The organism is Caenimonas aquaedulcis (assembly GCF_015831345.1).
GTDB lineage: Bacteria > Pseudomonadota > Gammaproteobacteria > Burkholderiales > Burkholderiaceae_C > Ramlibacter > Ramlibacter aquaedulcis.
Genome location: NZ_JADWYS010000001.1, coordinates 360804 through 386091, shown reverse-complemented (window position 1 = coordinate 386091; position 25288 = coordinate 360804). Strand labels below are relative to the sequence as shown.

General features: G+C 66.3%; 24 protein-coding genes. 2 read left to right on the top strand and 22 right to left on the bottom strand.

Features of this window, described 5'->3' with window-relative positions; all coding sequences use genetic code 11:
* Positions 1-37: 37 nt before the first annotated feature.
* Positions 38-1951: an ATP-dependent zinc metalloprotease FtsH gene (gene ftsH / locus I5803_RS01740; protein WP_196984701.1), complete on the bottom strand. Its 1914-nt coding sequence runs from the start codon at positions 1949-1951 to the stop codon at positions 38-40.
* Between the two features lie 135 nt (positions 1952-2086).
* On the bottom strand, positions 2087-2770 hold the full coding sequence (locus I5803_RS01735; protein ID WP_196984700.1) for an RlmE family RNA methyltransferase: 684 nt from the start codon (positions 2768-2770) through the stop codon (positions 2087-2089).
* A gap of 23 nt (positions 2771-2793) precedes the next feature.
* Between I5803_RS01735 and I5803_RS01730 the strand changes: the two genes are divergently transcribed.
* Positions 2794-3270 (top strand): YhbY family RNA-binding protein, encoded by a 477-nt coding sequence (locus I5803_RS01730; RefSeq protein WP_196984699.1) that lies wholly within the window; start codon positions 2794-2796, stop codon positions 3268-3270.
* Here the strand turns inward: I5803_RS01730 and I5803_RS01725 are convergent.
* The 20 genes from I5803_RS01725 to rpsB all read right to left on the bottom strand — a co-directional run bounded on the left by I5803_RS01725 (position 3248) and on the right by rpsB (position 23729).
* A complete protein-coding gene (locus I5803_RS01725) occupies positions 3248-3673 on the bottom strand; it encodes a DUF4149 domain-containing protein (protein WP_196988427.1) in 426 nt (141 codons plus the stop codon). The two genes, I5803_RS01730 and I5803_RS01725, sit on opposite strands and share 23 nt — an antisense overlap.
* A 2-nt stretch (positions 3674-3675) precedes the next feature.
* Positions 3676-4152 (bottom strand): transcription elongation factor GreA, encoded by a 477-nt coding sequence (gene greA, locus I5803_RS01720; RefSeq protein WP_196984698.1) that lies wholly within the window; start codon positions 4150-4152, stop codon positions 3676-3678.
* A gap of 72 nt (positions 4153-4224) precedes the next feature.
* Complete coding sequence (gene carB, locus I5803_RS01715; RefSeq protein WP_196984697.1) at positions 4225-7455, bottom strand: carbamoyl-phosphate synthase large subunit; 3231 nt, start codon at positions 7453-7455, stop codon at positions 4225-4227.
* Entirely contained in the window at positions 7456-8631 is a 1176-nt protein-coding gene (gene carA / locus I5803_RS01710) for a glutamine-hydrolyzing carbamoyl-phosphate synthase small subunit (RefSeq protein ID WP_196984696.1), read from the bottom strand.
* 125 nt (positions 8632-8756) lie between these two features.
* On the bottom strand, positions 8757-9542 hold the full coding sequence (locus tag I5803_RS01705; RefSeq protein WP_196984695.1) for a TrmH family RNA methyltransferase: 786 nt from the start codon (positions 9540-9542) through the stop codon (positions 8757-8759).
* Positions 9539-10192, bottom strand: coding sequence for a ribonuclease HII (rnhB, locus tag I5803_RS01700; RefSeq protein WP_196984694.1), 654 nt, complete (start codon positions 10190-10192; stop codon positions 9539-9541). The genes I5803_RS01705 and rnhB overlap by 4 nt, the downstream gene beginning before the upstream one ends.
* Positions 10164-11282, bottom strand: coding sequence for a lipid-A-disaccharide synthase (gene lpxB / locus I5803_RS01695; RefSeq protein WP_196984693.1), 1119 nt, complete (start codon positions 11280-11282; stop codon positions 10164-10166). The genes rnhB and lpxB overlap by 29 nt, the downstream gene beginning before the upstream one ends.
* A gap of 23 nt (positions 11283-11305) precedes the next feature.
* A complete protein-coding gene (gene lpxA / locus I5803_RS01690; protein WP_196984692.1) occupies positions 11306-12094 on the bottom strand; it encodes an acyl-ACP--UDP-N-acetylglucosamine O-acyltransferase in 789 nt (262 codons plus the stop codon).
* A 10-nt stretch (positions 12095-12104) separates the two neighbouring features.
* Complete coding sequence (gene fabZ, locus I5803_RS01685; protein WP_196984691.1) at positions 12105-12545, bottom strand: 3-hydroxyacyl-ACP dehydratase FabZ; 441 nt, start codon at positions 12543-12545, stop codon at positions 12105-12107.
* A complete protein-coding gene (gene lpxD, locus I5803_RS01680) occupies positions 12542-13510 on the bottom strand; it encodes a UDP-3-O-(3-hydroxymyristoyl)glucosamine N-acyltransferase (protein ID WP_196984690.1) in 969 nt (322 codons plus the stop codon). The genes fabZ and lpxD overlap by 4 nt, the downstream gene beginning before the upstream one ends.
* An 11-nt stretch (positions 13511-13521) precedes the next feature.
* Complete coding sequence (locus tag I5803_RS01675) at positions 13522-14031, bottom strand: OmpH/Skp family outer membrane protein (RefSeq protein ID WP_196984689.1); 510 nt, start codon at positions 14029-14031, stop codon at positions 13522-13524.
* Positions 14031-16325, bottom strand: coding sequence for an outer membrane protein assembly factor BamA (bamA, locus tag I5803_RS01670; RefSeq protein WP_196984688.1), 2295 nt, complete (start codon positions 16323-16325; stop codon positions 14031-14033). The genes I5803_RS01675 and bamA overlap by 1 nt, the downstream gene beginning before the upstream one ends.
* Before the next feature lie 58 nt (positions 16326-16383).
* Positions 16384-17754: an RIP metalloprotease RseP gene (gene rseP / locus I5803_RS01665; RefSeq protein WP_196984687.1), complete on the bottom strand. Its 1371-nt coding sequence runs from the start codon at positions 17752-17754 to the stop codon at positions 16384-16386.
* Between the two features lie 18 nt (positions 17755-17772).
* Complete coding sequence (ispC, locus tag I5803_RS01660; RefSeq protein WP_196984686.1) at positions 17773-18963, bottom strand: 1-deoxy-D-xylulose-5-phosphate reductoisomerase; 1191 nt, start codon at positions 18961-18963, stop codon at positions 17773-17775.
* Positions 18960-19814 (bottom strand): phosphatidate cytidylyltransferase, encoded by an 855-nt coding sequence (locus tag I5803_RS01655; protein WP_196984685.1) that lies wholly within the window; start codon positions 19812-19814, stop codon positions 18960-18962. The genes ispC and I5803_RS01655 overlap by 4 nt, the downstream gene beginning before the upstream one ends.
* A gap of 11 nt (positions 19815-19825) precedes the next feature.
* Positions 19826-20560, bottom strand: a complete 735-nt coding sequence (uppS, locus tag I5803_RS01650; RefSeq protein WP_196984684.1) for a polyprenyl diphosphate synthase — start codon at positions 20558-20560, stop codon at positions 19826-19828.
* Between the two features lie 22 nt (positions 20561-20582).
* A complete protein-coding gene (gene frr / locus I5803_RS01645) occupies positions 20583-21149 on the bottom strand; it encodes a ribosome recycling factor (protein ID WP_196984683.1) in 567 nt (188 codons plus the stop codon).
* A 13-nt stretch (positions 21150-21162) separates the two neighbouring features.
* Positions 21163-21885 (bottom strand): UMP kinase, encoded by a 723-nt coding sequence (gene pyrH, locus I5803_RS01640; RefSeq protein ID WP_196984682.1) that lies wholly within the window; start codon positions 21883-21885, stop codon positions 21163-21165.
* Positions 21886-21956: 71 nt separating this feature from the next.
* Positions 21957-22880 (bottom strand): translation elongation factor Ts, encoded by a 924-nt coding sequence (tsf, locus tag I5803_RS01635; RefSeq protein WP_196984681.1) that lies wholly within the window; start codon positions 22878-22880, stop codon positions 21957-21959.
* A gap of 96 nt (positions 22881-22976) precedes the next feature.
* Positions 22977-23729 carry a 30S ribosomal protein S2 gene (rpsB, locus tag I5803_RS01630; protein WP_196984680.1) on the bottom strand — a complete coding sequence of 251 codons (753 nt, stop codon included), beginning with the start codon at positions 23727-23729 and terminating at the stop codon, positions 22977-22979.
* A 181-nt stretch (positions 23730-23910) separates the two neighbouring features.
* Here rpsB and I5803_RS01625 point away from each other — a divergent pair, with 181 nt between their 5' ends.
* Positions 23911-25251: an amidase gene (locus I5803_RS01625; RefSeq protein ID WP_196984679.1), complete on the top strand. Its 1341-nt coding sequence runs from the start codon at positions 23911-23913 to the stop codon at positions 25249-25251.
* Positions 25252-25288 lie beyond the last annotated feature (37 nt).

Genomic DNA, 25288 nt, shown 5'->3' with positions numbered 1-25288 from the left:
GCCCCTTTCGTTTACTTCCTGATGCTTTCCGCCATCGTTACGCGGCGTTCGGCGCCGGGTCGGCAGCAACGGCGGACCCGCCGGAACCGCCATTGCCCGACGAAGGCGAACGGGGCGTCCAGTCCTTGGGCGGACGCGGATCCTTGCCGGCCATGATGTCGTCCAGCTGTTCCCGGCCGATGGTTTCCCATTCGAGCAGGGCCTTGGTGATCGCCTCGACCTTGTCGCGCTGGCTCTCGATGATGCGGCGCGCCATGGCGTACTGCTCGTCGATGATGCGGCGCACTTCGGAGTCGACCTTCTGCATCGTCGCTTCGCTGATGTTGGTCGTCTTGGTGACCGAGCGGCCCAGGAACACCTCGCCTTCGTTGTCGGCGTAGACCATCGGGCCCATCAGGTCCGACATACCGTAGCGCATGACCATGTCGCGGGCGATGGCGGTGGCGCGCTCGAAGTCGTTGCTCGCGCCGGTCGTCATCTGGTTCATGAACACTTCCTCGGCAATGCGGCCGCCAAAGAGGCTCGCGATGTTCGCGAGCATGTATTCCTTGTCCTGCGTGTGCCTGTCCTTCTCGGGCAGGTAGAAGGTCACGCCGAGGGCGCGGCCGCGCGGCATGATCGTCACCTTGTGCAGCGGGTCGTGCTTGGGCAGGTTCAGCATGACGATCGCATGGCCGGCCTCGTGATAGGCCGTCGTCTTCAGGTCTTCGGCGTCCATCACGGCGCTCTTGCGCTCCGGGCCCATGAAGATCTTGTCCTTGGCCTTCTCGAAGTCCTGCATCTCCACCACGCGCGCATTGCGGCGCGCGGCCATCAGGGCGGCTTCGTTGCAGAGGTTGGCAAGGTCGGCGCCCGACATGCCCGGCGTGCCGCGCGCGATGATGCTCGCGTTGACGTCCTGGCCGATCGGGATCTTGCGCATGTGGACGTTCAGGATCTGTTCGCGGCCGCGGATGTCCGGCAGCTGCACGTAGACCTGGCGGTCGAAGCGGCCGGGTCGAAGCAAGGCGGCGTCCAGGATGTCCGGGCGGTTGGTCGCGGCCACGACGATCACGCCGAGGTTGGTCTCGAAGCCATCCATCTCGACCAGCATCTGGTTCAGGGTCTGCTCGCGCTCGTCGTTGCCGCCGCCCAGGCCCGCGCCACGCTGGCGGCCCACGGCGTCGATTTCATCGATGAAGATGATGCAGGGCGCGTTCTTCTTGGCGTTCTCGAACATGTCGCGCACGCGGGCCGCGCCCACGCCGACGAACATCTCGACGAAGTCCGAACCGGAGATCGAGAAGAAAGGCACTTTCGCTTCGCCGGCGATGCTCTTGGCGAGCAGCGTCTTGCCGGTGCCGGGAGGCCCGACCAGCAGCAGGCCGCGCGGGATGCGTCCGCCGAGCTTCTGGAATTTCTGCGGGTCCTTCAGGAAGTCGACAACTTCCTTCACTTCTTCCTTCGCCTCGTCGCAACCGGCGACGTCGGCGAAGGTGACGGTGTTGTTGTTCTCGTCGAGCATGCGCGCCTTGCTCTTGCCGAAGCTGAAGGCGCCGCCCTTGCCGCCTCCCTGCATCTGCCGCATGAAGTAGATCCATACGCCTATCAGCAGCAGCATCGGTCCCCAGCTGACCAGGAGCGTCATGAGGAGCGAGCCCTCCTCGCGCGGCTTGACGTCGAACTTGACGTTGTTGTTGATCAGGTCGCCGACGAGGCCGCGATCGAGGTAGGTGGCCGTCGTGCGGATCTTGCGGTCATCGGTGGTGATCGCGACGATCTCGGTACCGCCCTGGCCTTCCTGGATGATGGCGTTCTTGATCCGCTTGCCGCGGACCTCTTCGAGGAAGTCCGAGTAGCCCATGACGGTTGCGCCGGCGGCGCCGCGCGTGTCGAACTGCTTGAATACGGTAAAGAGCACGAGGGCGATGACCAGCCACACGGCAATTTTGGAAAACCACTGATTGTTCACTGCGTCTCCGGAGATGTTGGCGGGCGCCCCAAGGGCCGTCCGGCGTACTTGCTGCCCATTCTAGGGGTTTCAAGCTGGGCAATGATGTATTTTCGCTACGCGGCCTATAGCCTGCAGGGCGATTTCAGGGGCAATTCACGGATTCGTCGCCCCAGGGGCCTTGACGCCCGGCTTCAAACCGATCCCCACGAGAAAGGTCTCGGAGGACCGGTCCCGCGACGCCTTTGGCTTCATCGGCTTGACGGTGCGGAAGGTTTCCTTGAAGAGCTTGACGAGCTGGCTGTAGCCGCTGCCGTGAAAGACCTTGGTGACCAGCGTTCCCTCGGGCTTCATGTGGTTGACCGCGAATTCGATCGCAAGTTCGACGAGGTGGGCAATTCGAGCAGAATCCGCCGACTCGATGCCCGACAGGTTGGGCGCCATGTCGGACACGACGATGTCTGCCTTCCGGCCCCCCACGGCATCGACCAGGCGGGCGAGCACCTCGGGTTCACGAAAGTCGCCCTGCAGGAAAGTGACGCCTTCCACGGGCTCCATGGGCAGGATGTCCAGCGCGACGATCGTGCCGTTGAGCTGCCCGGAGGCCGCGCCCTCCGGCGCCATCTTTCGGCGCAGGTACTGGCTCCACGCCCCGGGCGTGGAGCCCAGATCCACGACGAGGTGCCCGGGCTTGACCAGCCCGAGCGTCTCGTCGATCTCCTTGAGCTTGAACGCCGCGCGCGCGCGATAGCCCTCTTTCTGGGCCATCTTCACGTACGGGTCGTTCATGTGGTCGTTCAGCCACGCGCGATTGACCTTCTTGCTCTTGGATTTCTTCATTGCCGTTCTCGGATAATACGTTCATGCCCGCCATACAACTCACCATCGCCGAACGCAAGGCGCACCGCGCCGACGCCCACCATCTCGACCCCGTCGTGATGATCGGCAACGACGGACTCACCCCCGCCGTCAAGAAAGAGGCGGACGCCGCCCTGAACGCCCACGGGCTCATCAAGATCCGCGTGCAGGGCGACGACCGGGCGGCACGCGAGGCGGTCTACCTGGAACTCGCCGACAGCCTCAATGCGGCCCCCATCCAGCACATCGGCAAGCTCCTGGTGCTGTGGCGCCCCAAGCCGGAAAAGGTCAAGCCCGTGGACGAGGACCGCAAGGCCGCGCCCAAGGACTTCAAGGTGCTGAAGTACAGCTCGCGGGGCGGCCAGCGGCCGGAAGTCAAGACCTTGCGCGTGCTGGGCAACCAGCGCCTCACGCCCGGCGGGCAGGTGAAGCGCGCCAAGCCGCCCAAGCAGAAATCGATCAAGAAGGGCCGGATGACCTGAGCGAGGTCAGTTTCCAGAGCGCCACGCCGGCGCACAACCATTGCGCCAGGTACATCGCGCTGCCCAGCCCATGCCAGAGCGCCAGGTTCTCCCGCGCCACGATGCGCGGCGCCACGGCGAATTCCACGAGGAGCGCCAGCAGCACCCCGGCAAAGACGTACACCAGCACCCCGCCAGCCCAACCCATGCGAGCCTCGCCATCCCGCGGGCGCGACGCCATCATCACGAGCACACCGCAGGCAATGCTGAGCCAGGTCTGGCCGCTGAAAAGCCTCGCGGCGGTCTGGCCCGCCATCGCCGGCGTGGGAAGCACGTTGAAGAGCAAAGGCACGACGAGGAAACCGACCGCTGTGAGCGAGCCCCACCACAGCGCCGCGGCGAACACCGGGACGCGCGCCCGCAGGTTCACAGGTAGCGGACCGCGACGATCTCGTAGCGCTTGACGCCGCCGGGCGCCTGCACTTCGGCCGTGTCGCCCTCCTCCTTGCCGATCAGCGCGCGCGCGATCGGGCTGGAGATGTTGATGAGCCCCTGCTTCAGGTCGGCCTCGTCCTCGCCCACGATCTGGTAGGTCACCTTCTCGCCGGTGTCCTCTTCCTCGAGGTCGACGGTCGCGCCGAAGACCACCTTCCCGTTCGCATCGACGGCCGACGGATCGATGACCTGGGCGGCCGACAGTTTGCTGTCGATCTCCTGGATGCGGCCTTCGATGAAGCCCTGGCGATCCTTTGCGGCTTCGTATTCGGCGTTTTCCGAGAGATCGCCCTGGGCACGCGCCTCGGCGATCGCGTTGATCACCCAGGGGCGGTCCACGGTCTTGAGCTTGTGCAGTTCGGCCTTGAGCTTCTCGAAGCCGCGCGTGGTGAGGGGGATGGTGGCCATGGTGCAGTGTGTTGGATAAAAGCAAAACCGCCGAGCGTTGCCGACCGGCGGTTTGTTCTTGGAATGGCTGGATTATGCCAGTTGGGCGTGCAGTTCCTGCAACGAGTACACGTCGAGGTTGTCCATGTACTTCATGCCTTCGACGGCGGCCTCCGCGCCGGCGATGGTCGTGAAGGTCGTGACGCGCGCCAGCAGCGCCGACGTGCGGATCGCCCGCGAATCCGCGATGGCATTGCGCCGTTCTTCCACCGTATTGATCACCATCACGATCTCGTTGTTCTTGATCATGTCGACGACGTGCGGACGGCCTTCCGTCACCTTGTTGACCGTTTCGCAGGCGATGCCCGCGGCGCCGATGGCGGCGGCCGTGCCCTTGGTCGCGACGATGTCGAAGCCCTGCGCGGCCAGTTGCCGGGCGACTTCGACCGCGCGCGGCTTGTCGCTGTTCTTCACCGTGAGGAACACCTTGCGGGCGGCATCCGTCGGGCGCGGCAGCTTGGTGCCCGCGCCGAGCTGGCTCTTGATAAACGCCTCGCCGAAGGTCTTGCCGACGCCCATCACCTCGCCCGTCGACTTCATCTCGGGGCCGAGGATGGTGTCCACACCAGGGAACTTCACGAACGGGAACACCGCTTCCTTCACGCTGAAGTAAGGCGGCGTCACCTCGGCCGTGATGCCTTGCGACTTCAAGGTCTGGCCCACCATGCAGCGTGCGGCGACCTTCGCGAGCTGGATGCCCGTCGCCTTGCTCACGAAAGGCACGGTGCGCGAGGCGCGCGGATTGACTTCCAGCACGTAGATGACGTCCTTGCCGTCCTGCTCCTGGATCGCGAACTGCACGTTCATCAGGCCCACGACGTTGAGGGCACGCGCCATCTCGGCGGTCTGGCGCTTGATCTCGTCGATCGTGGCCTTCGACAGCGAGTACGGCGGCAGCGAACACGCGGAGTCTCCCGAGTGCACGCCGGCCTGCTCGATGTGTTCCATCACGCCGCCGATGAAAGTCTGCTGCCCGTCGGACAGGCAGTCGACGTCGCACTCGATTGCGTCGTTGAGGAAGCGGTCGAGCAGCACGGGCGAGTCGTTGGAGACTTTCACGGCCTCGCGCATGTAGCGCTCGAGGTCGCGCTGCTCGTGCACGATCTCCATCGCGCGGCCGCCGAGCACGTAGCTCGGGCGCACGACGAGCGGGTAGCCGAGCGCCGCGGCCTTTTCGAGGGCCTCCGGCTCGGTACGCGCCGTGGCGTTCGCGGGCTGCAGAAGCTTCAACTCATGCAGCAGCTTCTGGAAACGCTCGCGGTCCTCCGCGGCGTCGATCATGTCTGGCGAGGTGCCGATGATGGGCACGCCCTCGGCTTCCAGGCCCAGCGCGAGCTTCAAGGGGGTCTGGCCGCCGTACTGCACGATCACGCCGAAGGGTTTTTCCTTGTCGACGATCTCGAGCACGTCTTCCAGCGTGAGCGGCTCGAAGTACAGGCGGTCCGAGGTGTCGTAGTCGGTGGACACGGTCTCGGGGTTGCAGTTGACCATGATGGTCTCGTAGCCGTCTTCGCGCATCGCGAGCGCCGCGTGAACGCAGCAATAGTCGAACTCGATGCCCTGGCCGATGCGGTTGGGCCCGCCGCCCAGCACCATGATCTTCTTGTTGTTCGTCGGCTCCGACTCGCACTCGTCCTCGTAGGTCGAGTACATGTACGCGGTGTTCGTGGCGAATTCGGCTGCGCAGGTGTCCACGCGCTTGTAGACCGGGCGGATGCCCAGCGCCCGGCGCCTGTCGCGGATCACCTTGTCGGTGGTCTTCAACTGCCTCGCGAGGCGGCGGTCCGAGAAGCCCTTCTGCTTGAGCATGCGCAGCGTGGGTGCGTCGATCGCGTCGAGCGTCGTCTTCTCCAGCTCCAGCTCGATCTGCACGATCTCCTCGATCTGCGCGAGGAACCACTTGTCGATCTTCGTGAGGTCGTAGACCTCATCCACCGACAGGCCCATCGCGAAGGCGTCGCCCACGTACCAGATGCGCTCCGGGCCCGGCTCGCCGAGTTCCTTCTCGAGCACTTCGCGGTCCTGGGTCTTTTCGTTCAGGCCGTCCACGCCGACCTCGAGGCCGCGCAGGGCTTTCTGGAACGACTCCTGGAAGGTGCGGCCCATAGCCATCACTTCACCCACCGACTTCATCTGCGTGGTGAGGCGCGAGTCGGCCGTCGGGAACTTTTCGAAGGCGAAACGCGGGATCTTCGTCACGACGTAGTCGATGCTCGGCTCGAAGCTCGCGGGCGTCGCGCCCCCGGTGATGTCGTTGCGCAATTCGTCGAGGGTGTAGCCGACGGCCAGCTTGGCCGCGACCTTCGCGATCGGGAAACCCGTCGCCTTGGAGGCGAGCGCGGACGAGCGCGACACGCGCGGGTTCATCTCGATCACGATCATCCGCCCGTCCTTGGGGTTGATCGAGAACTGCACGTTAGAGCCGCCGGTGTCCACGCCGATCTCGCGCAGCACCGCGAGCGACGCGTTGCGCATGATCTGGTATTCCTTGTCGGTCAGCGTCTGCGCGGGAGCGACGGTGATCGAGTCGCCCGTGTGCACGCCCATCGGGTCGAGGTTCTCGATCGAGCAAATGATGATGCAGTTGTCCGCCTTGTCGCGCACCACTTCCATCTCGTACTCTTTCCACCCGAGGAGCGATTCCTCGATCAGCAGTTCGCTGGTGGGAGAGGCTTCGATGCCGCGCTTGCAGATCGTCTCGAACTCTTCCGGGTTGTAGGCGATGCCGCCGCCTGTGCCGCCAAGCGTGAAGCTCGGGCGGATCACGACGGGGAAGCCCACCGTCTTTTGCACCGCCCACGCCTCGTCGAGCGTGTGAGCGATGCCCGAGCGCGCGGAACCCAGTCCGATGCGCGTCATCGCATCCTTGAACTTCAGGCGGTCTTCCGCCTTGTCGATCGCCTCGGGCGTGGCGCCGATGAGTTCCACCTTGTACTTGTTCAGCACGCCGTGGCGCCACAGGTCGAGCGCGCAGTTGAGCGCCGTCTGGCCGCCCATCGTGGGCAGGATCGCGTCGGGCTTTTCCTTGGCGATGATCTTCTCGACCGTCTGCCAGGTGATCGGCTCGATGTAGGTGACGTCGGCGGTGGCCGGGTCCGTCATGATCGTCGCCGGGTTGCTGTTGATCAGGATGACCTTGTAGCCCTCCTCGCGCAGCGCCTTGCACGCCTGCACGCCGGAGTAGTCGAACTCGCAGGCCTGCCCGATGACGATGGGGCCGGCGCCGATGATGAGGATGCTCTTGAGGTCTGTTCGTTTGGGCATTTACTTTTTCTCCCCGGCCTGGTCCATCAACCCGGTGAACCGGTCGAAGAGGTAGCCGATGTCGTGCGGGCCGGGCGAGGCTTCCGGGTGGCCCTGGAAGCAGAACGCAGGCTTGTCGGTGCGGGCAAGGCCCTGCAGCGTGCCGTCGAACAGGCTCACATGCGTGGGCCGCAGGTTCGCGGGCAGCGTCTTCTCGTCCACCGCGAAGCCGTGGTTCTGGCTGGTGATGCTCACGCGGCCGTTGTCGAGGTCCTTCACGGGATGGTTCGCGCCGTGGTGGCCGAATTTCATCTTGAAGGTCTTGGCGCCCGAAGCGAGCGCCATGATCTGGTGGCCCAGGCAGATGCCGAAGGTCGGGTAGCCTTCCTCGATCAGCTCGCGCGTCGCGGCGATGGCGTAGTCGCACGGCTCCGGGTCGCCCGGGCCGTTGGAGAGGAACACGCCGTCCGGCTTGAGCTTTTTCACTTCGGACGCGGGGGTCTGCGCCGGCACCACCGTGACCTTGCAGCCGCGCTCGGCCAGCATGCGCAGGATGTTCTTCTTCACGCCGTAGTCGAACGCGACGACGTGGTACTTCGCATCCTTCTGCTCCCCGTAGCCGGAGCCCAGCACCCATTCGCTTTGTGTCCAGTCGTAGGGCTTGGTGACAGACACCACCTTCGCCAGGTCCAGCCCGCTCATGGCCGGCGCGCCGCGCGCCGCGGCCGTCGCGCGCGCGATCGCATCGGGCGTGGCCTGCTCACCCGCGGCCAGCGCGGTGATGCAACCGTTTTGCGCGCCCTTGTTGCGCAGCAGCCGCGTCAGCTTGCGCGTGTCGATGTTCGCGATGGCCACGGTGCCCTGCGCGAGCAGATAGTCGCTGAGGGTCTGGCTGGTGCGGAAGTTGGACGCGACCAGCGGAAGGTCGCGGATGATGAGGCCCGCGGCATGGACCTTGCCGGCTTCGACGTCCTCCTCGTTGACCCCGTAGTTGCCGATATGCGGATACGTGAGCGTCACGATCTGCTGGCAGTAGCTGGGGTCGGTGAGGATTTCCTGGTAACCGGTGATCGCCGTGTTGAACACGACTTCGCCGGTGGTGGAGCCGGGGGCTCCGATCGAGTTGCCGATAAAGACCGTGCCGTCTGCAAGCGCCAGGATGGCGGTCGGGGCGGTTCCCTGTCGAGACAAAAGCACTGGGTTCTCCGTGATGGTGACGGGTACGCCCAAACGCAACCAAGAGCGGCTCTTGTTTGCTTGCTTTGTTCAGGGAGTGGCTGGATTGCGCTAGGCGTACGGGGGGTTTGCGGGAAAGCCCTTGATTATAACCTTGCGGGCGCGGCGGCCGCGCTCGCGTGCAGGCAAATGGCTGCAGCCGTGGCGACATTCAGGGATTCCTCCCCGCCCGGCTGGACGATCCGCACCGCCGCCGAAGCGCGGGAGGCGACGTCATCGCCGACGCCCTGCCCCTCGTGGCCGAACGCCCACGCGCAAGGCCATGGCAATTGCTGCTGGTGCAGCAGGCCGCCCTGGTGGGAACTCGTCGTCAGGATGGGCACTGCAAGCTTGTCGAGCACCGAGGGATCGGCGGCATCGATGAGCGACAGCCCGAAATGCGCGCCCATGCCCGCGCGCAGGACCTTCGGGCTCCACAACGCCGCCGTGCCCTTGAGCGCCACCACCTGCGTGAACCCGAAAGCGGACGCGCAGCGCAGGATCGCCCCGACGTTGCCCGCGTCCTGGACCCGATCGAGCACGACAGTGGGCGCCATGGGCGCCAGCGCAGGTTCATCCGGCAGGGCCAGCACGAAGCCGATCGAAGCCGGCGACTCGAGGCCGCTGATGCCGGAGAAGAGCGCAGCAGGCAGGACGACGTTGCGTGGCGCGGCCGACGCAAGCGACGCGTCCGCCAAGGACCATGCTGACTCGGTGAACACGCCGGTGGCGGGCTTCACGCCCCGAGCGAGCGCCGCCCGGCAGAGGTGATCGCCTTCCAGCCAGACCTGGCGCTGCTTGCGCCACGCGCCCGCGTCCTGCGCAAGGCGCCGCAGGTCCTTCAGCCAGGCGTTGTCGCGAGAACTGATGAGCTGGGGGCCGCTGGTGGTCACGAATCCGCCAGGACGATGGTGTGCCCGTCCGGCGTCATGAAGGTCGCGGCGACAGGACCGAAGAACTTGCGGTGATGCCGGCACGCGCCGTGCAGGCGCAGCGCTTCCAGGTGTTCCGGCGTGCCGTAGCCCTTGTGCGAGGCGAAGCCGTACTGCGGAAATTCCTCGTGCAGGTCTTTCAGCAGGCGGTCGCGATGCACCTTCGCGAGGATGGACGCGGCGGATATCGAGCGCACCGTGGCGTCGCCCCCGATCACGGCCTCGGCGAGGACGTCGATGGTCGGGAGGCGGTTGCCGTCCACCAGCACTTTCGCGGGCTTCAGCCGAAGCCCTTCGACCGCGCGCTTCATCGCAAGCATCGTCGCGTGCAGGATGTTCAGCGTGTCGATCTCGTCCACCGTGGCCTGCGCGACGGAGCAGCACAGGGCCTTCTCGCGGATCTGGTCGTAGAGACGGTCGCGCTGCAGCGGGGTGAGGACCTTGGAATCGGCCAGGCCGCGGATGCGTTTGCTGTCGTCCAGGATGACGGCGGCGGCGACCACCGGGCCGGCCAGGGGCCCGCGCCCTGCTTCATCGACGCCGGCCATCAGGCCCACGGGATCCCATTGGAGGCGGGCCTGTTCAGCCTTCGAGAACTTTTTGGATGGCATCGCTGGCAAGTCGCGGGGTGTCGCGCCGCAAGACAAGATGCAGCGCCCGGAATTTCTCCTGTACGGCCGCCATTGTGTCAGGGGACTGCAGCCAATCGAGCAGCGCCGCAGCAAGCGCGTCGGGATTGGCGTCGTGCTGGAGCAACTCCGGCACCACGAATTCGCCGCAGAGGATGTTGGGCAGGCCGACCCAGGGCTGCAGTTGGCGCGGCCGCATGATGCGGTGGGTGAGCCAGTTCACCGCATAGGCGATGACCATCGGGCGCTTGAACAGGGCCGCCTCCAGCGTCGCCGTGCCGCTCGCCACCAGCACGAGGTCGCAGGCGGCCAGCACGGCGTGGGACTGGCCGTCCACGATCCGGACCTGGCCGTCCAGCCTGGACGCCCGCACAGCCTTCTCGATGCCGTCCCGCCGGCCGGGCGCCGCGGGAACCAGGAAGCGCAGGCCGGGGCGGGATTTTCGCAACAGCACGGCGGCCCCGAAAAATCGCGGCGCCATGTGCGCGATCTCTGACGCGCGGCTGCCCGGAAGGATGGCGAGAACTTCCTCGGCCGGCCCGATCCCCAGCGCCTGCCGTGCCGCAGACTTGTCCGGCTCCATCGGAATCACGCCGGCCAGCGGGTGACCGACGTAGGTCGACGCGATGCCGTGCGAGGCGAGCAATTCGGGCTCGAAGGGGAAAAGGCACAGCACGTGATCCGCACTGGCCCGCAGTTTCTCCGCGCGCTCGGGGCGCCATGCCCAGATCGAGGGGCAGACGAAGTGCACGGTCCGGATGCCGCGCTGCTTCAACGCCGCCTCCAGGTCGAGGTTGAAATCCGGCGCATCGACGCCGACGAAAAGATCGGGCGGCTCCTGCAGCAGCCGCTCGCGCAGGCGATTGCGGATGCCGACGAGTTCCCGGTAATGGCGCAGCACTTCCACGTACCCGCTGACGGCCAGCTTCTCGTGCGGCCACCAGCTCTCGAAGCCCTGCACACGCATCTGCGGACCGCCGATGCCGGCCGCCCGCAGCCCGGGCCAGCGCGCATGCAAGCCTTGCAGCAAGAGACCGGCCAGCAGGTCGCCGGACGCCTCGCCGGCGACCATGGCGAGTCGCGGTGGCGTCATGGTCAGCGCGCGATGCCGCGGGTGGCGGCCGTGAGGAAAGCGCTCATCAACGCCACGTCCTTCGCGGACTCGGGCGACTGAGCTGCCAGCCCCTCGATCGCTGTGCGCGCCTGCTCGAGCGTGCGGCCCTCGCGATACAGCAGCCGGTGCATCTGCTTCACGACGGCGATGCGCGGCGCATCGTAGTCGCGGCGTTTCAGGCCCGTCGCGTTGATGCCGCGCACCGCCAGCGGATTGCCGTCGACCAGCATAAAAGGCGGCACGTCCTGCGACACCGCGCTGGCGAACCCGACCATGGCGTGCGGGCCCACCTTCACGAATTGGTGGATGCCGCTCAGGCCGCCCACCGTCACCCAGTCGCCCAGCTCGACATGGCCGCCCAGCGTGGTGTTGTTGGCGAGCGTGGTGCGGTTGCCGACCTGGCAGTCGTGCGCGATGTGCACGTACGCCATGATCCAGTTGTCGTCGCCGATCCGGGTGACGCCGCCGCCGCCGGGCGAGCCGATGTTGAAGGTGGTGAACTCGCGGATGGTGTTGCGGTCGCCGATCACCAGTTCGCACGGTTCGCCGTCGTACTTCTTGTCCTGCGGGATCGCACCGATCGAGGCGAACTGGAAGATGCTGTTGTCGCGACCGATCGTGGTGTGCCCCTCGATGACCGCGTGCGGCCCGACCGTCGTGCCGGCGCCGATGGTGACGTGCGGTCCGATGACGGTGTACGGCCCGATGGCCACCGAGGCATCGATCCGCGCCTGCGGATCGACGACGGCCGTGGGATGGATCAGCGCCACGCCTGCCCCGTCACGCCACCGTGCGCATCGTGCACATGAGCTCGGCCTCGCAGGCGACGTCGTCGCCCACCCGCGCCACGCCCTTGAACTTGTAGATGCCCGCGCGCGAGCGCTCCAGCGTCACTTCCATCACCAGCTGGTCGCCCGGCTCGACCGGGCGCTTGAAGCGCGCGCCGTCGATGCCGGCGAAATAGATGACCGACTTGTTGTCGGGCGCGGCGCCCTCGGCGGCGAACGACAGCAGCGCGGCCGTCTGGGCCATCGCCTCGAGCATGAGCACGCCCGGCATCACCGGGCGGTGCGGGAAGTGACCGAGGAAAAACGGTTCGTTGATCGTGACGTTCTTCAGCGCCTTGATGCGCTTGCCCGGGTCGACTTCGAGCACACGGTCCACGAGCAGGATCGGATATCGGTGCGGCAGCTTCTTCAGGATTTCGTGGATGTCCATCATGTCTTCTTCTCCAGGGCCTTGACGCGATCGCGCAGCTTGTGCAGCTGCTTGAGCGTCGCGGCATTCTTTTCCCAGCTGGCATTGTCGTCGATGGGGAAGATGCCGCTGTAGTGCCCGGGCTTCAGGATGGAGCGGGAAACGAAGGAACCCGCGGAGATGTTCACGCCGTCGGCGAGCGTGAGGTGGCCGAGGATCATGGCGGCGCCGCCGATCGTGCAGTGCGCGCCGATGTTCGCGCTGCCCGCGATACCCGCGCAGCCGGCGATGGCGGTGTTGCGCCCGATGCGCACGTTATGGCCGACCTGGATGAGGTTGTCGAGCTTCACGCCGTCCTCGATGACGGTGTCGGCGAGCGCGCCGCGATCGATGCAGGTGTTGGCGCCGATGTCCACGTCGTTGCCGATTCGCACGCCGCCGAGCTGTTCGATCTTTTCCCACACACCCGCGTTCGGGGCGAAGCCGAAACCGTCGGCGCCGATCACCGCGCCGGGATGCAGTGTGCAGCGGTCACCGATGACGCAGCCTTCGGCCACCGTGACGCGCGCCTTGAGCACCGTCCCCGGGCCGATGTGCACCCCACGTTCGACGACGCACAGCGCGCCGATACGCGCGGTCGGATGCACGACGGCCTCTGGGTCGACCACGGCGCTGGGATGAATCGCGGGGCCGGCGGGCGGCGAAGACAGGCGCTTCCAGAGCTGCGTCACCCGCGCAAAATAGAGGTAGGGGTGCGGCGCGACAATGCAATCGCCGCGGGCCCGCGCCGCTTCGAACTGCGCGGGTGCGACGATGACGCAGCCGGCTTTCGACGAAGGCAGAAGAGACAGAAGTCGAGCGTTGCCGAGGAAGCTCAGCTGCGACGGCGTGGCCGATTCGAGCGGGGCCAGCCCGTCGACCTCGCGCCGCGGGTCCCCGTGCAACTCGCCGCCGAGCGCCTCAACGATGGAGCCAAGGCGAAGCTGCACGGGACTGGAGGCTACTTGGCCGAGTTGAGCGCCTTGATCACCTTGTCGGTGATGTCGTGCTTGGGGTTGATGTACACGGCTTCCTGCAGGACGACGTCGTACTTCTCGGCCTCGGCGACCTGCTTGACCACGCGGTTCGCGCGCTCGAGCACCTGCTGCAACTCCTCGTTCTTGCGGGAGTTGAGGTCTTCCTGGAATTCGCGGCGCTTGCGCTGGAAATCGCGGTCCTGGTCGACCAGCTGCTTTTGCCGCTGCGCGCGCTGGCTCTCGGAAAGCGTGGGCGCTTCGCGCTCGAATTTGTCGGACGCGTTCTTCAGCGTGTTGCCCAGGTCGTTCAGGTCCTTCTCGCGCTTGGAGAATTCCTGCTCCAGCTTCGCCTGCGCGGTCTTGGCCGTGTTGGCCTCGCGGAAGATGCGATCCGTGTTGACGAAGCCGACCCGGAAATCCTCGGCCTGCGCCTGCGTACCCAGCGCGAAAGCGCCGAGCAGAATCGCCAGGAGGTGGCGGGACAAGTACTTCATTAGAAAGAGGTTCCGATCTGGAATTGCAATTTCTGGATTCTATCGCCGGGGAATTTTCGCACCGGATGAGCTACGGCGATGCGCAGGGGGCCGAGCGGCGAAATCCAGGACACGCCCACGCCCACCGAGGCCCGCATGTCGCTGAAGCTGAACTTCTCGTCTTCCCCGTAGACATTGCCCGCGTCGAAGAAGCCGAACATGCGCAAGCTGCGGTCGTTGCCGGCCCCCGGGAACGGCGTGATCACCTCTGCGTTCAAGGTCAGTTTCTTCGGACCGCCGATGCTCGAGCCCGTCACGTCACGCGGGCCCAAAGTGCCCTGGTCGAACCCGCGCACCGAACCGAGGCCGCCACCGTAGAAGTTCTTGAACACGGGGTAGGGCCGGCTGCCCAGGCCCTTGCCGTAGCCGAACTCGGTGTTGAACGCGAAGGTGAACTGCTTGTTGATCGGGATGTACTGCTGGAACTGGTAGTTGGTGCGCAGGTAGCGCGCATCGCCGAACACGCCGGCCTCGCCCGAGATGCGCTGGAACCGCCCGCTGGTGGGCGCGACCGCGCTGTCGCGGCTGTCGCGCGACCAGCCGATCGCCAGCGGGAAAGCGGTGCTGGTGTAGCCGAAGCGCTCCGCGTACGCAAGGTACGCCGCCGGGATGTTGGTGCCGGGCTTGATTTGCGTGCGCTCGGCGCTTGCGCCGAAATACACGGTGTCGAATTCGCTGAACGGCACGCCGAAGCGCAGGCTCGCGCCGGCGGTGGCGATCTGGTAGTTGCCGCCCTGGTCCTCGTACGGGCGCGAGGTCCGGTAGTACAAGTCCGTCGAGCGCGAGATGCCGTCGGGCGTGAAGTACGGGTTCACCGAGCTGAAAGCGATGGTCCGGTTGTACTTGCTGGTGTTGACGTCGACCCCCAGGTAATTGCCGGTGCCGAACGCGTTCTCCTGCTTGATGGAGAACGACAGCGCGAGCTTTTCGGCGCTGGAGAAGCCGGCGCCGAGCTGCAGGCTGCCCGTGGGCTTTTCGGTGACGCTGACGTTCAGGTCGACCTGGTCGGGGGCCCCCGGGACGTCGCTGGTCTCGACGTTGACGTCCTTGAAGTAACCGAGCCGGTCGATGCGATCGCGCGACAGCTTGATCTTGTCGGCGTCGTACCAGGAGGACTCGAACTGCCGGAATTCGCGGCGGATGACTTCGTCGCGCGTGCGGTTGTTGCCGGCGACGTTGATGCGCCGCACATATGCGCGCCGCGACGGATCGGCCGCCAGCACGAAGGCGACGCGGTTGTTGACGCGGTCGATCTCGGGCCGCGCCTCCACGTTGGCGAAAGCGAAGCCGAAGTTACCGAAGTAGTCATTGAACGCCTTGGTCGTCTCCGCCACGCGGTCAGCGTTGTAGGGCTCTCCGGGCACGATTTTCACCAGCGACTTGAACTCCTCTTCCTTGCCAAGGTAGTTGCCCTCCAGCCGCACGGAAGAGACCACATAGCGCTCGCCTTCCGTGACGTTGACGGTGATCGCGATGTCCTGCTTGTTCGGGGAGATCGCGACCTGGGTGGAGTCGATGCGGAATTCCAGGTAGCCGCGCGCCAGGTAGTAGGAGCGCAGCACCTCGAGGTCGGCATTGAGCTTGGCGCGCGAGTACCGGTCCGACTTGGTGTACCAGGACAGGAAGCCGCCCGTGTCGAGGTCGAACAGGTTGCGCAGCGTGGAGTCGCTGAACGCGCTGTTGCCGACGATGCGGATTTCCTTGATGCGCGCCGGTTCGCCCTCGGTCACCGTGAAGGTGAGGTTCACCCGGTTGCGCTCGATCGGCGTCACGGTGGTGACGACTTCGGCGCCGTAGAGGCTCTTGTTGATGTACTGGCGCTTGAGTTCCTGCTCGGCGCGGTCGGCCAGGCTCTGGTCGTACGGGCGGCCTTCCGTGAGGCCGATCTCGCGCAGCGCCTTCTTCAGCGCGTCCTTGTCGAATTCGCGGGACCCCGCAAATTCCACGTCGGCGACGGTGGGACGTTCCTCGACGATCACCACCAGCACGTCGCCGTTGGTTTCGAGGCGCACGTCCTTGAACAGGCCCAGTGCGAAGAGGGCCCGGATGGCGGCCGAACCCTTGTCGTCGCTGTACTGGTCGCCGATGCGAAACGGCAGCGAAGCGAAGATGGTGCCGGGCTCGACGCGCTGCAGGCCTTCGACACGGATGTCACGAACGGTGAACGGGTCCACCGCCCACGCATTCGCGGCGAACATCATGGCGACCATCGCGGAAACTGTACGCACGCGAAAGCGCTTCATTTGTTTTTTCATGCATCAAGGTTGGCCAGGCGGCGCCCCGGGGGCGTTCGAGCGTCAGCGGCCGAAAAAGTTAACCAAAGAGACGGGTGACGTCGTTGAAGAGCGCGATAGACATCATGACCAGCAGCACCGCCACACCGCCGCGCTGGAGCCGTTCCATCCACGCGTCGGAGACGCCCCTGCCCGTCACGGCCTCCCAAAGATAATACATCAGGTGCCCTCCGTCCAAGACGGGCAGCGGCAACAGGTTCAGCACCCCGAGGCTCACGCTGATCAGGGCCAGGAACACCAGGTACTGCGTGAGGCCGAGACTCGCGGACTTGCCCGCATAGTCGGCGATGGTGAGCGGGCCGCTTAGGTTCTTCAGCGATGCCTCGCCGATCACCATCCGGCCCATCATGCGCAGCGTGAGGAGCGAAACCTCCCAGGTGCGCTGCGCGCCTTTCCACACGCCCTCGAGCGGACCGTATTGCACGGTCACGAATTCGGGCGCCGCGCCCACATAGGCGCCGATGCGTCCGACCGCCGCACCCCCGTCTTGAACGACGTCCGGCTGGACCGCAACCTCCAGGGCCCGGCCATCGCGGCGGATCTGCCAGGTACGGGTGAGCGCCTTGCCGTCCTGCACGCTGCCGCGAATGAGCTCGCGCAACTGCTGGCCATCCACGACTTCCTGCGTATCCACGGAAACGACGGTATCGCCCTTGCGCAGCCCGGCGCGGCGCGCGGCCCCTTCCATGACGTCGCCGATGACGGGCGGCGTCCACGGTCCGAGGATGCCGATCTGCCGAAAGAGCTGGGCGTCCGCTTCGCGCGACGGCAGCTGCGTGAGCGGCAGGAGCACCTGCGCGCCGGGCTTCCGGTCGCCGGACGCGAGCTGCAGCCGGACATCCCGCCCGTCCAGCGCGCCGCGCGTCAGCAACCAACGCATGTCCTCGAACGAACGAACCGGCTGCAGGGCCTCGCCCTCGAAGCCCGCCTGCTCCACCTGTTCGCCGCCGTGCAGGCCGGCGCGTGCGGCAATGGAGCCCTGCGCGGGACTCGCCAGGATCGCCTTGGGTTCCTGCACGCCGATCCAGCTGACCGCGGCATAAAGGAGGATCGCCAGGAGCAGGTTGGCGACCGGCCCGGCAGCAACGATGGCCGCCCGCGACCTCAGGGGCTGCGTGTTGAACGCGAGGTGGCGCTCTTCCGGCGCGACGGGCGCCTCGCGCTCGTCCAGCATCTTCACGTAGCCGCCCAGCGGGAAGGCGCCGATCACGAATTCGGTGTCCTGGCCCGGCCGCTGGCGCTTCGGCCTGTAGCTGTACAGCGTCTTGCCGAAGCCGACGGAAAAGCGCAGGACTTTCACGCCGCAGGCCACGGCCACGCGGTAGTGGCCGTACTCATGCACCGCGATCAGAAGGCCGAGCGCAACGACGAAAGCAACGATGGTCAACATGGTGACAAGGCTCCAGGTTCAGGCCGCCAGCCGTCCGATGAGCTGCCCGGCGGCATCGCGCGCCGACGCATCCAGGTCCAGCAGGTCTTCCAGCGACCGTGGCTTGGAGATGGTCACGGCGTCCAAAGTTGCAAGGTTGAGCGCATGGATCTGGTCGAAGCGGATGCGGCGCTCCAGGAAAGCGGCCACGGCCACCTCGTTCGCGGCGTTGAGCACCGCCGTCGTCCCCGAAGGGGCACGCAAGGTCTGCCAGGCCAGCGCGAGCCCCGGGAAGCGCTCGGCGTGGCCACGCGTGTCCAGGTCTTCGAAACTCATGTCCGCGAGGCTGCGGAAATCGAGGGCCTGCGCGCCCGATGCGACGCGCTCGGGCCATGCGAGCCCGTAGGCGATGGGCACGCGCATGTCGGGCGTGCCCAACTGGGCCACGACGGACGTGTCGCGGTACTGCACCATCGAATGGATGACGCTCTGCGGATGGATCACGACTTCCAGCCGCTCGGGCCGCAGCCCGAACAGGAAGCGCGCCTCGATGACTTCGAGCGCCTTGTTCATCATCGTCGCGGAGTCGACCGAAATCTTGCGGCCCATCACCCAGTTGGGATGCGCACAGGCTTGCTCGGGCGTGACGTCGCGCAGCGACTTCGGATCACGGGTGCGGAACGGGCCGCCGGATGCCGTGAGGATGATCTTCTCGACGCGCGTATCCCACGTCGACGGGTCCTCGGGCAGCGACTGGAAGATGGCGGAGTGTTCGCTGTCGATCGGCAGGAGCGTGGCGCCGCCCTCCTTCACCGCCTCGATGAAGAGTTCGCCGCCCACGACGAGCGCTTCCTTGTTGGCCAGCAGCAGGCGCTTGCCGGCGCGTGCCGCGGCCATGCACGACGACAGCCCGGCGGCGCCGACGATGGACGCCATCACCGCGTCCACGTCTTCGTGCGAGGCGACTTCGTCCAGTGCCGGAGCACCCGTGAGGACTTTCGTCGAGAGGCCTTCGGACTCGATGCGGCCCGCCAGTTCGCGGCCGGCATCCTCCCGCGCCATCACCGCGAATCTCGGCTTGAAGCGCGCGCACTGCTGCAGCATCAGGTCGACCTGGCTCGAAGCACTGAGCGCGAACACCCGGAAGCGGTCCGGATGGCGCCCGATGACATCGAGCGTATTGGCACCCACCGACCCGGTGGAGCCCAGCACCGCGATGCGAAGCGTCATCGCGCCGCCAGGCCCGCGAGCATCATGGCCAGCGGCAGCGTGGGAAGCAGCGCATCGACACGGTCGAGCACCCCGCCGTGCCCGGGCAGGAGGTTGCTCGAATCCTTGGCGCCGGCACTGCGCTTGACCAGCGACTCCGAAAGATCGCCCACGACGCTCATCGCCGCCATGAAAACGGAAGCCACCACCAGCAACCACCAACCTTGTGCAGCCAGGCGCGAGTAGAGGCTGGGCACGGACGCGTTGAAGTGCCTGTCCGCGAGCGTCCAGACCACGGCGAGCACGATCACGCCCAACATGCCGCCCCATACGCCTTCCCAGCTTTTGCCGGGGCTGATGGCCGGTGCGAGCTTGCGCTTCGTGAATTTCAAACCGAAAGTGCGGCCCGCGAAGTACGCGAAGATATCCGCGACCCACACGAGCACGAGCAGCGACAACAGGAAGTTGATCCCGATCATGCGGGCCTGCGATACCGCAAGCCACGCGACCCACAGCACCAGCACGCCGCCGACCAGCCGGAGCACGCGTGGAATCTTCGGCCAGCCCGCCACTCCCGCCCGGATCAGCCAGGCACCTGCCAGCACCCAGAACCCGCCGGCAATGCACCACAGGACCAGCAGCGAGCGGTCCAGCCAGCCGGCGTACCACGCCGCGGCGCAGAGCACGAGGCACGCGGCAGCGATGCCGATCGAGCCGCCCTTCCCCGCCCCGTTGAGGCGCCCCCACTCCCACGCTCCCGCGGCGATGAGGACGAGAGAGATCACGGTGAATGGAAGCGGCGTCGACCAGAACAGGGCCGGCAGGAGGATCGCCAGCATGACGATGGCGGTGATGACGCGCTGCTTGAGCATGGGTGGGGTACTTAAGCCGCCTTGCGGTCGGCCGGGGTGGCGGGCGCGGCAACCTGCTCGGATGTCATCCCGTAGCGCCGCTCGCGCGAGGCATAGGCCGCGAGCGCCTCGTCCAGCGCGGCGGCATCGAATTCGGGCCAGAGCCGCTCGCTGAAAAAGAGTTCGGCGTAGGCGGCCTGCCACAGCAGGAAGTTGCTCAGCCGCTCCTCGCCCCCGGTGCGGATGATGAGGTCCGGATCGGGCACATGGGCAAGCGCCAGCGCGGCACCCAGCGACTTCTCGGTAATGGGCTCGCCCCGTTCGGCGAGCTTCGCCGCAGCCTGGGCGATGTCCCACCGGCCGCCGTAGTTGAAACAGACGTTGAACACGAGGCGGTTATTGGAAGCGGTGTCGGCCTCCGCCTGCGCCAGGCCGGCACGGACCTTTTCGGAGAGCGGCGCACGGTCACCCACGAACTGCACCCGCACGCCTTCGCCGCGAAGCTGGGGGATCTCCCGCGCCAGCGCCACGGCGAGCAACTCCATCAGGCCCGACACCTCGTCGGCGGGGCGGCTCCAGTTCTCCGAGGAAAACGCGAAGACGGTGAGCACCTTGATGCCGCGTTCGCCGCAATGGCGCAGGCATGCACGCAAGGTGTCCATGCCCTTCTTGTGGCCGGCCACCCTCGGCAGGTAGCGCCGCGTCGCCCAGCGGCCGTTGCCGTCCATGACGATGGCAACGTGGTGGGGGATCCGCGGCTGCGTCATGGATGTTCGGCGGTGATCCGGCTCAGACGGCCATGATCTCCTGCTCCTTGCCGGCGACCAGCTGGTCGATCTCGGCGATGTGGCGGTCGGTGATCTTCTGGATCTCCGCCTCGGAGCGCTTCTGGTCGTCCTCGGACGCGAGCTTGTCCTTCACCAGCTTCTTCACGTGGTCGTTCGCGTCGCGGCGCAGGTTGCGCACCGCGATCTTCGCGGCCTCGCCTTCATGGCGCACGACCTTGGTCATCTCCTTGCGGCGCTCCTCGCTCATCGGCGGCACGGGCACGCGGATGAGGTCGCCCATGGAGGCGGGGTTCAGGCCCAGGTCGCTCTCGCGAATCGCCTTCTCGATCTTGGCGGCCATCCCCTTTTCCCAGGGCTGGACGCTGATCGTACGGGCATCCAGCAGCGAGACGTTCGCCACCTGGCTGATCGGCATCATCGAGCCGTAATAGTCCACGTGCACGGTGTCGAGGATGCCGGGGCTCGCGCGGCCGGTGCGGATCTTGGACAGGCTGGTGCGGAACGCGGCGATGGACTGGTCCATCTTGCCTTCCATGGTTTTCTTGATGTCTGGAATCGTCGTCGTCATTTCTTCGGTCTCCTCAGGCGTAGACGAGCGTGCCTTCGTCCTCCCCCATCACCACGCGCCGAAGGGCGCCGTGCTTGAAGATGGAGAACACCTTGATCGGCAGCTTCTGGTCGCGGCAGAGCGCGAAAGCGGTGGCGTCCATGATGCCGAGATTCTGCGCCATCGCGTCGTCGAAGCTGATCTTCGTGTAACGGGTGGCGTGCGGATCCTTCTTGGGGTCCGCCGAATAGACGCCATCGACCTTCGTCGCCTTGAGCACGAGCTCGGCGCCGATCTCGGCTCCGCGAAGCGCCGCCGCGGTGTCGGTCGTGAAAAACGGGTTGCCGGTGCCGGCCGCGAAGATCACGACCTTGCCTTCTTCGAGGTACTGCAGCGCCTTGGGGCGCACGTACGGCTCCACCACCTGTTCGATGGCGATGGCGGACATGACCCGTGCAATCAGGCCCTGCTTGTTCATCGCGTCGGCGAGTGCCAGGGCGTTCATGACCGTCGCCAGCATGCCCATGTAGTCGGCGGTGGCGCGGTCCATTCCGACCGAGCCACCGGCCACACCGCGGAAGATGTTGCCGCCACCGATCACGATGGCGACTTCCACGCCCATGTTCACCACCTCGGCGACCTCCTCGACCATGCGCACGATGGTCGCGCGGTTGATGCCGAACTGGTCGTCGCCCATCAGCGCCTCGCCCGACAGCTTCAACAAGATTCGCTTGTGCGCCGGCTGGGCTTCGGACATGTAAAGGCTCCTTGTTCTGGACGGGATGAGTGTAGCGGCCTTGGTGCGTTGCGGGCGGCGGTTCGCGGGATTCAGGCTCCGCCCTTGGCGGCGGCGACCTGCGCCGCGACTTCGGCTGCGAAGTCGTCGACCTTCTTCTCGATGCCTTCGCCGACGACGTAGAGCGTGAAGCCCTTGACGCTGGCGCCGGCGGCCTTGAGCATCTGCTCGACCGTCTGCTTGTCGTTCTTCACGAAGGGCTGGTTGAAGAGCGACACCTCCTTGAGGTACTTCTGCACACCGCCCTCGACGCGCTTCGCGACGATTTCCGGGGACTGCGCGGGCTTGCCGGCAGCCTCGGCGGCCTTGCGGTCTTCCTCGGCCTTGCCCACGGCAACGGCGCGCTCCTTCTCGATCAGCTCGGCGGGCACGTCGTTGCTCGTGAGCGCGACGGGCTTCATGGCGGCCACGTGCATGGCAACGTCCTTGGCGGCGGTGTCGTCACCCTCGTATTCGACGACCACGCCGATGCGCGTGCCGTGCAGGTACGCGGCGAGCTTGTTCGAGCCGGCAAAACGCTTGAAGCGGCGGAAGCTCATGTTCTCGCCGATCTTGCCGATGAGGCCCTTGCGGACGTCCTCGAGCGTGGGGCCGAAGCTGTCCTGGCTGTACGGCAGTGCGCCGAGCGCGGCGACGTCGGCGGGGTTGTGCTTCGCGATCAGTTCGGCCGCGGCCTTGGCCATGGCCAGGAAGCTGTCGTTCTTGGTGACGAAGTCGGTCTCGCAATTCGTCTCGAGCAGCGCGCCGGTGGTGCCGTCGATGAAGGACGTGACGACGCCTTCCGCGGTGATGCGAGAGGCGGCCTTGCCGGCCTTGCTGCCGAGCTTGACGCGCAGCAGTTCCTCGGCCTTTTCCATGTTGCCTTCGGCCTCGGTGAGGGCCTTCTTGCATTCCATCATGGGCGCATCGGTCTTGCCACGCAGTTCGGCGACCATGCTCGCGGTGATTGCAGCCATTTTTTGCCTTTCAAATTTCTCGTTGGACGCCCGCACGGGGCTTGGATGGGAAAAGGGGGCTCAAGAGCCCCCTTCGTGGTCGTAGGGACCGGGGAGTCAGGCGCCGGCGCCTTCTTCCACTTCGACGAATTCGTCACTGCCTTCGGACACGGCCTTGACCACGTCGTTCACGGCGTTGGCACGGCCTTCCAGGATCGCGTCGGCGATGCCGCGCGCATACAGCACCACAGCCTTGGAGGAGTCGTCGTTGCCCGGGATGACGTAGTCGATTCCCTCGGGCGAGTGGTTGGAGTCCACCACGCCGATCAGCGGGATGCCCAGCTTCTTGGCTTCGGACACGGCGATCTTGTGGAAGCCGACGTCGATCACGAAGATCGCGTCGGGCAGCGTGGCCATGTCCTGGATGCCGCCGATGTCCTTCTCGAGCTTTTCCATCTCGCGGGCGAACATCAGCTGCTCTTTCTTGCTCATGGACTCCAGGCCGGCTTCCTGCTGGGCCTTCATGTCCTTCAGACGCTTGATGGACGTCTTGACGGTCTTGAAGTTGGTCAGCATGCCGCCGAGCCAGCGCTGGTCGACGAAGGGCACGCCCGCGCGCTTGGCTTCCATGGCGACGGTCTCGCGCGCCTGGCGCTTGGTGCCGACCATGAGGATGGTGCCGCGGTTGGCTGCCAGCTGCTTCACGAACTTGCTGGCTTCCTGGAACATCGGAAGCGACTTTTCCAGGTTGATGATGTGGATCTTGTTGCGATGGCCGAAGATGTACGGGGCCATCTTGGGGTTCCAGAAGCGCGTTTGGTGACCGAAATGGACACCGGCTTCCAGCATCTGACGCATGGTGACGGACATGAATGGTTCCTGAAGGTTGGGTCTAAAATCCGGCCCGAAACCGGCGCACGGCTCTGGGCTGTGCACTGGCACCCTGGTGGGCTGGATTCGCGTATTTGCCTTGCTGACAGCACGGTGGCGCACTCGCATTCCACGGCCCAGCAAAACCCAAAGATTATAGCACGGGCCTCCCACTACACACATGCGCCAAGACCTCCTCGCCACCCGGGAGCGCCTCCGCGACGGCGCCACGAACGCCACTGCCGAAATGGACGCTTCCATCGCCATCGCGCAAGCGCCCGCCAGCAGGCACGTATTCATGCGCACGGATGTCGACGCGGCCCGCGCTGCGGCGTCGCGCTCCTCCCCCTGGATGCCCCTGGCAGGCCTTGCGATCTCGGTGAAGGACCTGTTCGACGTGTCGGGGGAAGTCACCGCCGCCGGCTCGGCCGTGCTGGCGCACGCGCCGCCCGCCGTGGCGGACAGCCCGGCCGTCGCCCGGCTCAAGTCGGCAGGCGGGGTCGTGCTGGGGCGGACCCACATGACCGAGTTCGCCTTCTCGGGGGTCGGCACCAACCCGCACTACGGCACCCCCGCCAACCCCGCCGACCCGGCCACGCCGCGCATCCCCGGGGGCTCTTCCTCCGGCGCGGCGGTCTCGGTCGCCAACGGCGCCGCGTTCATCGGCCTCGGATCGGACACGGGCGGGTCGATCCGGGTCCCCGCGGCCCTGTGCGGCATCGTGGGGTTCAAGAGCACGGCCCAGCTGGTTCCGCGCGAAGGCGCCCTGCCGCTGTCCTCGACGCTCGACACCGTGTGCGCGATGACCCGTTCGGTGCGCGATGCCATCCTGGCCCACGAAATCCTCGCGCGCCGCATCGTCACCCGCAGCCACGCACCGCTGTCGGGCTATCGGCTGGCCGTCGCGCGCACGACCATGCTCGACGGGCTGGACGCCACGGTCGCGCACGCTTTCGACCGGGCCGTGGCGACCTTGCGCGATGCCGGCGCGCAGGTGACGGACATCGAATTGGGGGAGATCCGCAACCTCGGCGCGATCCAGTCCACCGGCGGCTTCACCGCCGCCGAGAGCTATGCCTGGCATCGCCACCTGCTGGAGAAGCACTCGGCCGGCTACGACCCGCGCGTGCTCGCACGCATCGTCCGCGGCGCCAACATGAAGGCGTACGAATACATCGAACTCATCCATGCACGGTCCGGGTGGATCGCCTCCATCGACAAGGCGCTGCGGGGATTCGACGCCGTCCTGTCTCCGACCATCCCGATGGTGGCGCCCCCGATCGCGCAGGTCGCGCCCGGAGCCGAACGCGACGACGAGTTCTTCCGCGTCAACACCCTCCTGCTGCGCAACACGAGCGTCGTCAACATGCTGGACGGTTGCGCCATCTCGATTCCATGCCATGTGCCCCCGGAACTCCCATGCGGCCTCATGATCTGGCAAAGTGCGATGCGGGACGACACGGTCCTCAACATCGCCTTGCGCGCGGAAAGCGCGCTGGCCAGCATCACGGAACCTACATGAGCGAAGCGAGCAGCGGACGCACCGCGGGAGAAGTGCG